8 protein-coding genes are annotated in these 9,230 nt (G+C 39.4%); 5 read left to right on the plus strand and 3 right to left on the minus strand.

Annotated elements, in window-relative coordinates; all coding sequences use genetic code 11:
- The first annotated feature begins 13 nt into the window (after positions 1–13).
- Together lpoB and KO511_RS13975 are read left to right on the plus strand one after the other, a co-directional pair.
- Positions 14–604 carry a penicillin-binding protein activator LpoB gene (gene lpoB / locus KO511_RS13970; RefSeq protein ID WP_215988023.1) on the plus strand — a complete coding sequence of 197 codons (591 nt, stop codon included), beginning with the start codon at positions 14–16 and terminating at the stop codon, positions 602–604.
- 17 nt (positions 605–621) lie between these two features.
- A complete protein-coding gene (locus KO511_RS13975) occupies positions 622–1,485 on the plus strand; it encodes a phosphotransferase (protein ID WP_215988024.1) in 864 nt (287 codons plus the stop codon).
- A gap of 174 nt (positions 1,486–1,659) precedes the next feature.
- On the opposite strand, the gene KO511_RS13980 is transcribed toward KO511_RS13975, so the two are convergent.
- Entirely contained in the window at positions 1,660–1,842 is a 183-nt protein-coding gene (locus KO511_RS13980) for a YqaE/Pmp3 family membrane protein (protein WP_215988025.1), read from the minus strand.
- Positions 1,843–2,095: 253 nt separating this feature from the next.
- On the opposite strand from KO511_RS13980, the gene KO511_RS13985 reads away from it, so the two are divergent.
- Positions 2,096–2,590, plus strand: a complete 495-nt coding sequence (locus KO511_RS13985) for a hypothetical protein (protein ID WP_215988026.1) — start codon at positions 2,096–2,098, stop codon at positions 2,588–2,590.
- A 59-nt stretch (positions 2,591–2,649) separates the two neighbouring features.
- On the opposite strand, the gene KO511_RS13990 is transcribed toward KO511_RS13985, so the two are convergent.
- Complete coding sequence (locus KO511_RS13990; RefSeq protein ID WP_354668165.1) at positions 2,650–4,143, minus strand: BCCT family transporter; 1,494 nt, start codon at positions 4,141–4,143, stop codon at positions 2,650–2,652.
- 346 nt (positions 4,144–4,489) lie between these two features.
- Here KO511_RS13990 and KO511_RS13995 point away from each other — a divergent pair, with 346 nt between their 5' ends.
- Positions 4,490–6,817, plus strand: coding sequence for a phosphocholine-specific phospholipase C (locus KO511_RS13995; protein WP_215988027.1), 2,328 nt, complete (start codon positions 4,490–4,492; stop codon positions 6,815–6,817).
- A gap of 52 nt (positions 6,818–6,869) precedes the next feature.
- Here the strand turns inward: KO511_RS13995 and KO511_RS14000 are convergent, their stop codons facing one another.
- Complete coding sequence (locus tag KO511_RS14000) at positions 6,870–7,328, minus strand: lysozyme inhibitor LprI family protein (RefSeq protein ID WP_215988028.1); 459 nt, start codon at positions 7,326–7,328, stop codon at positions 6,870–6,872.
- A gap of 423 nt (positions 7,329–7,751) precedes the next feature.
- On the opposite strand from KO511_RS14000, the gene KO511_RS14005 reads away from it, so the two are divergent.
- Complete coding sequence (locus KO511_RS14005; protein ID WP_125321163.1) at positions 7,752–9,041, plus strand: NAD(P)/FAD-dependent oxidoreductase; 1,290 nt, start codon at positions 7,752–7,754, stop codon at positions 9,039–9,041.
- Positions 9,042–9,230: the final 189 nt, after the last annotated feature.

Raw genomic sequence — 9,230 nt, forward strand, 5'->3', positions numbered from 1 at the left:
TGAGGAACCAAGAATGAAAAAAAGCGTTATCGCGTTACTTGGCTTGGCAGTACTACTGGGTGGCTGTTCAAATAAGGTTAGCTATGGCGATGCACAAGCCGTTGAAACTACAACAATCGATTTCGGTTCAACCGATTTACAGAAGATTGCTGGAGAAATGGTTGATAGCATGATGATGTCTGGCTCTGTTGCGGCAATTACAAATAATTCTCGCCCGATAGTCTTTGTTGAAAGAATTAAAAATAAGACCAGTGAGCATATAGATACTGAATCAATTACCGACACCATTAGTACTAAGATGCTTAACTCAGGTAAATTCCGCTTTGTTGACATGGATCGAGTTGAAGCCGTTCGTGAACAGCTTAACTTCCAGAACAACGATGAGCTGGTGAATCAAAGTACTGCTATTCAGTTCGGCCAGATGGTCGGTGCACAGTACATGTTATACGGAAACCTATCCAGTATTGCCAAAACCGGCGGTAGTGATAAAGATGTATACTATAAGATGACGATGCGTCTAATGGACTTGAAGACGGGTTTGATTGAGTGGGCTGATGAAACAGAAATCCGGAAACAAGAGTCTAAGAGTTTCTTAGGCCTGTAACTTTTGAGGAGTGATCGATGGCAATAATGGCTTGGCATGCTGCATGTCAGCTTGATACTTCACTGAGAGCATTAGATCACTTCTTTTCACTCACTCCGGAATATGCCCAGACATTAACCGGAGGGTTGACTAATCGCTGCTGGAAAGTGAAAGCTCAAAGTGGCGACTATTTTGTTTGGCGTCCTAGTACCCTTATTACGAAGTCGCTGTCTATTTCTCGGTTTCACGAACAGCAAATTTTATCTCTCATACAAGATACCTACCTTGCACCTAAGCCTGTATTCCTCCATGAACATGGTTTATTGGTTGAGTGGATTGAAGGTGAGCCACTAACGAGTGAGCTGCCTTTTGATTCATTATTAAGGACGCTTGCCAAGATCCACAGTTTAGATATAACTAAAGTGCCAATTGCTCCTTTTAACTATACTGCGCGGGTTGATCATTATTGGATGCTACTGCGTGAAAATCTGCAGTTAGATACGTATCGAGACTTGTACCAGCAATGGCGCAGCGTTCCAAATCTAAGCAATATAGGTACTTCACTATGCCACTTCGATCTGGCAGGTTACAATATGGTCAAACATGCTGAAGGCAACAAAGTTATTGATTGGGAATACGCTTGTATCTCTGATCCAAGGCTAGACCTTGCTATAACTATTGGTGTTACTGGTGAGAAGCCGCTCGAGTCGGTTTATCGTTATTGCCAACTTCGAGATATTGAAGAAGTAAACGAGTGGATTGAAGGTGTAATGGCTTGGAAGCCAAGAGCAGATTTGATGGCCATGCTTTGGTACTTATTGGCTTATCAGTTAAAGGGGCAAGATAAATATTTAGTTGAAGCGCAGACCCTTTGTGATTCATTGACCTCTCAACTTTCGTAAATACAACCTAAACAGTAGTTTAGATTGACCTCTCCTTATACCATTGTTTTCTGTATAGGATTCATGGGATAGATTGAGGGTGTTATAATGATCATTTAGAACACAAAATTAATCAATGTTTTAAAAGGCACTATTTAATGTTAGTACCTTTATTAACTCTTGGTTTATTCAAGCTTATCTATGTCGCTTATTTCTACCTATTTCTATGGTTGAATAAAACGCATGTATGATACCGGGTACAAAAAAGAATAACGTTAAAGCCAAGCTAATAAAAAAGTCTTTCTCTAATCCTCTATTGCAAACAACAGCAATAGGAGGTAAAAATAAGCATAAAATAACTAGTATAATTTTTTTCATATGTTTTCCCTAAAAAATATTTTAATTTCAATTGTCTGAGTTATATATGCTCTTATTTTATAGGTATTATGTCAATGGACATAATGTTCATTATTTATGTTTGATTAATTATAACCTATAGTGATAAGTTTATAATGTTTAATTATTTTAACTATGTAATTATTCCTTAATTTTTCTGTAATATTTTTTATTTATTATATTATATTCTGTACAGGTTTTTTTTAAATTCTTTAATTTTAAATTGGTGGAAGTAATGAATAAATATAGAATTATAGCAATAACGTTAATCATGATATCTTCTTTCTCATATGCGAATAGCGATGAGTCAAAGCTATTAATAGATAATGGCGGCGAATGTGATGTAAAAGTTATTTTTAGTGAGGAGCTACAACATGAATCACCAGCATATATACCTTCACTGAAAAGCTCTGAATTTAGTATTGTTGGGCAAGGAGATATAGCGATTTATCCAGGTTCGCCCATTAAAGGTACTAGTACATGCCACTATGATCAGACCTTAGAGTTGCAACTGGTAGGAAATGAAGCGAATTTATTTAACTCTAGCTGGGATGACACAACCGAACACTTATACATTTCAGGTAAGCTTGGACAAGCAAAATATATATTTGACGAGTACGTGACTCAGGGAACATCATCCGCTATTGGAGTGGTGAATAGAAGCTTTTCTGGAGAGAACAAAAATATTTCTATTATCATAAATAAAGAAAAACCAGGGTTTATGGATTAACGTCTCAATATAAACAGGGGTATACATGATAACGTTTCTGTATACCCCTTGGCTTATCGTTAATTAGATTTAAAATTTTTCAACATATCCCATAACATAACTGCAGCTTGCAATGTTACCACTACAGTGAAGGGTATAGCCCCCGAGATAGCGACTTGTTTATTCAGCTCTACATTATTGCCATAGAGAAGTGCTGTTGAGAGTGACACCAGAATGGCGGCCCATAATATTTTTGTTTTATTGTTATCATTGTTGGTCAACATTGTACAAACCAATAAAGCTGAGTCAGCACTGGTGATGATGAAGGTAATTAATAAGATTAAAGCAGTAATTCCGAACATTTTGCTTACCGGCAATTGTTCAAAGAACGTAAACAATCCTTTGGTATAATCATTATTAACTGAGGCAACCACATTAGCACTGAAGGGGCTGTCTAGACTCGCGCCTCCAAAAGTACTAAACCAAATAATGGAGGCAAATGTTGGCACAAGTACTACACAGATTAGAAATTGTCTAATCGTTCTTCCTTTGCTGATCCTTGCGATAAAAGGTCCTACAAAGGGAGCCCATGCAATCCACCATACTAAGTAAGTGACAGTCCAGCCTAAACTCCAATCACGTGATTGTGGATCAATAGCAAAGGATACTTGTGGTAGTAATTCGATATAGCTTATCGATGATGAGGCAATTCTTTCCAGTGTTTGCACTGGGTCGACCAGAACAAATACCGCGCCTACCATAGCGAGCATAATGATGGTGTTGAAAAGACTTAACCGCCTGATTCCTTTCTTCAAACCTAACAAGGATGAGGTAGTAAACAGGAATGCAATCATAATCAGCAAACTATAGCGAAACAAGAAGGAGTCTATAACAATTGAAAACGTTTGTTCCAAGCCTGTTTGAATAAGAGCAATAGCATTAGCAAAGGTGCCTGCAACACCAAACATTATTGCGATCACCGCCATCCAATCAAGGATAGAAAAAATGCCACGTTTAGGCTGTGAAGTAAACATTGACGATATATGCAGTGTGCGTTTCCGGTTGTAGCTAAACCACGCGATTGCAAGAGCGGCAATCGCGTATATCGACCAGGCATGCAGACCCCAGTGGAAGTATGTTAGGGCCAATGCTGTATCGGTATCATCTCCTAGGTTTTGAGCAAAGCTAGGTAGGTTAGATGCATGAAAAGAAGGTTCTGCAATTCCCCAAAAAATAAGGCCAGATCCCATTCCAGCAGTAAATAGCATTGCTAGCCAGCTTGGTGTACTGAACTCTGGTTTACTCATATCACCGCCGAGGCGTATTTTCCCTAGAGGGCTTAAACTAATGCTAAAGGTGAGGAGCACCATTACACTAGAAAATAGCACGAAACTAAGGCCAAATTGATCAATGGTATATTGAGTTAAACGGGCGATATAACTGATACTTATCTGGGGAAAGGCGACAAAAAGAAACATAAGAGCGGTGATCGCAAGCGTGGTTGATATAGAACTATTAAGTCTAAAACCTTGCGTCAATCGTGACTTAATTATGGATATGCTATAAGAACTCACTTCTTACTCCGAAAGTTATTACTATGTATTGACCAAGAAAAAATCGACACTAAATTACAGTAAATAGACCTTAAAAGTCTAATTTTTTGGTCTTTTAACCATAAATAGTACAAGTATTTAACGGCAATAAACTTGTTGTGACAATTTGATGATGGTGGTGATGTTTTAAAAGTAACAACACAAAACGAGTAATAATCACCTAAATATTTCTTGAGAGTGGAAAGTGAATTTAGTGTCAATATCTAAATGTAAAAAATACTTTAATCAATATGTAATCTACCAAAACTAGATTGGCGAGGCTCACTATAAAGTAGGCTTTTCTTTAAAAACTAGGTAAAGGTTAATTATGGTTAATTGTAATAGACGTTCATTTATAAAAAAAACAGCAGCTGTTGGTGTTGGGGCTGCATCAGTCACTTCATCATCAAGTGTATTCGCGAGTATTGAAAAAGCGTTGTCCATCCCTGCAAATCGTAAGCTTGGAACAGTAAAAGATGTAGAACATGTTGTGATCCTAATGCAGGAAAATCGTTCATTCGATCATTACTTTGGGACGATGCTAGGGGTACGAGGTTTTGCTGACCGTTTTCCCTTAGTTCAATCCAATGGAGATTATGTGTGGAATCAACATAATGCTCAGCCAGACAATGACGAAACTTACAAAAAAACGTTATTACCTTGGTACTTTAGTACCGATAAAGACATGGGTTATGAATATTTTGCGGGAACGCCTCATTATTATGACAACGCACAATATGCGTTTAATCATGGAAAAATGAACCAGTGGCTCCCCTATAAAACAGATCGCTCTATGGGCTATTTCACTGAAAAAGAGGTCTCATTCCAGTTTGCACTGGCCAACGCATTTACACTGTGTGAAGCCTACTATTGCTCAACGCTGACAGGTACCAATCCCAACCGGGTCATGCATTGGTCGGGGACTATAGATCCAAGTCAGAAAAAGCATGGCCCAGCAATTACCAATAGCCACGATAGCTGGGGAGATATAGAAGATGGCTATGATTGGAAGACCTACCCTGAGCGACTAGAGAAAGCAGGTGTTTCATGGAGAGTGCTTCAAAACCGTAACAATAACTTTGGCGATAACCCTCTTGTTGGATTCTCCAGTTTTATCAAAGCAAATAACGAAGATCAAAGTGCCCCTATCTTCCAAAAAGGGATTGGTGAAGACTATGATGCAGGTAAGCGTTCAATCGACCTTTTCGAGGATCTTTATAATGAGGGGCTACCTAAGGTGACTTGGATTATTACTGAGCAAGAATTCTCCGAACATCCTTCAGGATCGACTCCAACTAAAGGGGCAGCGTATACTTCAGCGGTACTTGATATCTTAACATCTGATCCTGAGGTGTGGTCAAAAACAGTCTTTATTATTAATTTCGATGAAAACGATGGTTTGTTTGATCATATGCCACCACCTTCCGTGCCTCATAAAACTCCATATGGAATGTCATATGGTAAGTCTAATATCAGCACCAGTAATGAATACTACTATGATGTGGATTATCGCAAGTTTAATAGTGGTATTTCTTTCTCTCGAGACGTAGCAGATTTCGTTAACAATGCTTCACATGGTCTAGGACCTCGTGTTCCTTGTTATGTTGTATCACCTTGGAGTATTGGAGGTAACATAAACTCACAGGTATTCGATCATACCTCTGTTCTACAATTCCTAGAGAAGGTGACAGGTGTGGAAGAACCAAATATATCAGAGTGGAGGAGGAGTGTATGCGGTGACATGACGAGTTGTTTTGATTTTTCCCATCGCCAAGGTGATTACGACAAGCCTGAGCAAGTGTCCTTTGAGGAGGCTGAGAAAAAATATCAAGCGGCTCTTGATGCGCAAGAAGAACATGCCGGCCAATCAGGGTATACAGATGACGGTAAAAGGAAAAAGCCGCAAATGAGTCTTGTCGGTTTGCCAGTTGTCGTTCAAGCAGGCTCTCGTCCATCTTGTCAGCTACCATATGAACCGAAGGTTGATATTAGTTTTAACAAAAGTGCGGTTGGAATTGAGTGCTTCAATCTCGGTAAGCAAGGTATTGTATACCAGACTTACAATTATCTCGCCAAAAATGAGCCAGAACAGAATGAATTTCTCGCACCTGAAAGTCGTCCTTATGATATGACAATGCCTCGTCAGTATACCGTAGGGGGTAAAGAGAGTAATTTGCTAAACCCGACCGTGACGGATAAATGGAAAATTGGAGAGCACAAGGATTTCGAACTCATGACTTTTGGGCCTAATGGTTTTATTCGTCGCGTTAAAGGGAATACGGCTGAGCATAAAGATATGCCGCACATTAGTATTCAGCATAAGCAAAAAAGATCAGGTAACCTAGACCCTCATCTATCTATTAAAATTGAAAATCACTCTAAACAGCCTCAAGATATTACAATTTCTGACAACGTTTATGGTAAAAAGCCTCAGACCTTTACCATTAAATCAGGGAAGGTTGAGCATATTCGCTATAAAACACGAAAGCACCATTGGTATGATATATTAATTACTTCAAGTACAAGCAGCAACTTTTCCCTCCAAGCGGCGGGTCGAATTGAAGTTAACCATCAGCACAACTTTAAAGCTTGTACAGACCCAGAGTTGGGGAATTTTAGTCAAGATCCAAATATTATGATGTTACAAAAAATTTAAAAGACTCATTAAGGCCTTATAAAGGTACATATCCAATAAGGCCGATTTATATTTAGAACAGTGCTTCCAATTCGTTAGCACGTTGTTGTGTCATATCAATATGACAATCTAAAGCATCATTTTGACCACCAGAACCGCTCTCTTTGTGATAGAAAAAGTCACATTTCTTATCACGGTACTGAATCCATAAGATTTGCATTTGTTTTAGATCAAAACGCCTAAATTCTTGGATTTTCCCTATTGCTGTTTTATAAGCTTGGTTAAGCCGAATGTCTTCTCTTTCTAGTTCCAAGTTTTGGCACTCGGTTTGCTCAAGCCTAGACGAAGCCTTGTTTGTACAACGGATATACTCGGTGCTTCTTACCGTTTTTTTTGCGGTGGCTTGAGTGTTTATACCAACAGGTTTTTGTTTGATATGAGAGGACTCCGTTTGGTTTGAAGGGATAGGTGTTGTGCCTTGCATGCAGCTAGCAACCAAAAAAGAAGTCACAATAAGTGATGTTTTTAGCAAACCTTGTTTCATAGAGGATGAGGTGTTTGTTTTGGTTATGTGAATACTAAATGATTACATAAATAATGGAAAATCATTGTTTAGTCAATGAGTGAGGGATGATTTCAGGCCTCTTAAGATAATCTTTAGTTGCACACCATATCCTGCTCTATATAATGATATTTATCATAAGATTTTTGATAAATATCAAAAAATACAGAGCGAGTCAGAAACTTGCCCAAGTAACATTCGAGTGTCGGTAAATAGGCGGTAAGCTGCGGCATTCTTGAAATAACGTGCCTTACTTAATGAACAAAACCTCTAAAGGCCCTTATTGCCATTAGACTCAGCTTAGATTGAGCCGGCTGGCCAGAAATTATGCAAATTTTATCGAGGCGAGAAATCGACTCGACACCTATTTTATTTTTCTAGAGGATAGTTGCTGTGACTCGAATTATCGTAGTGGGCGGCGGTGCAGGCGGTTTAGAGCTTGTTACCAAACTTGGTCGGACGTTAGGCCGTAAAGGGCGTGCAAACGTGACATTGGTAGATCGTAAAGCCAGTCATTTATGGAAGCCTTTGTTGCATGAGGTGGCTACAGGTTCACTTGATGAAGGTGTCGATGCGCTAAGTTATCGAGCGCATGCCAAAAATCACCATTTTGACTTTCAAATGGGTAGCCTTAAAGATATTGATCGAACCCGTAAGATAATCACTTTAGGTGAGCTCAGAGATGAGCACGGCGAGCTTTTAATGCCTGGCCGAGAACTGGAATACGACATTCTTATAATGGCGTTAGGGTCTACCTCCAATGACTTCAATACACCTGGTGTACGAGAGCATTGCATTTTCCTTGATAGTACCGATCAAGCTTCAAAGTTTAGAACTGAAATGAACAACGAATTCCTTAAGCTACATGCTAAGCATGGTCACGGCACGGTAGATATTGCGATTGTAGGAGCTGGAGCAACGGGAGTTGAGTTGTCGGCTGAGCTTCACAACGCGGTTAAAGAGCTTCGCACATACGGCTTTGGTGATCTAGATTCTTCTAAGTTAAACGTTAGCTTGATTGAAGCTGGTGAGCGTATCTTACCCGCTTTACCAACTAGAATATCTTCGGCAGCGCATAATGAATTGACGAAGCTTGGAGTAAGTGTCCGTACGAAGACTATGGTTACGGAAGCCTATTCAGGTGGACTTGTTACTAAAGATGGCGAAAAAATCCCTGCACAGATCATGGTATGGGCAGCTGGGATTAAAGCGCCAGATTTTGTCAAAAATATTGCAGGCCTTGAAACAAACCGTATTAACCAGCTGGTCGTGAAAGATACTCTGCAAACGACTCATGATGATGATATTTTTGTTATTGGCGATCTAGCTCAGTGCACGCAAGCCGATGGTTCATTCGTACCACCTAGAGCCCAAGCTGCTCATCAGATGTCTAGCCGAGCTTTTTCAAACATTGTCGCAAAACTGAACGGCAGAGAATTAAAGCCTTATATATATAAAGATAAAGGTTCTTTGGTGTCTCTTAGCAAATTCTCTACCGTTGGGAGTTTAATGGGCAATTTGACCAAAGGCTCGATGATGATAGAAGGGCGCATAGCACGAGTGGTGTATATTTCTCTATATCGCTTGCACCAAATGGCGCTACATGGAGTATTCAAAACCGCTTTAATCATACTTATGGGCAGAATAAACAGAGTATTACGCCCGAATCTAAAGCTCCATTGATCTCAATAACCTTCCGATACTTGAATCCTGTATTGTTATAATACTAAATGGCGGTGTCCCCTTAGGTATGCCGCCATTTAAGTTAAAATGCCCCAAAGTTAGCTAGATCAAATACTCCATATCTTTTTCAATTTGCTGCCTATCATTAGAAAAAATGGCTCTTCTCCGCTTAGGTGAGTCTAATGTCCA

Origin of the sequence: Vibrio hepatarius, from assembly GCF_018860525.1 — a bacterium.
Taxonomy (GTDB): domain Bacteria; phylum Pseudomonadota; class Gammaproteobacteria; order Enterobacterales; family Vibrionaceae; genus Vibrio; species Vibrio hepatarius_B.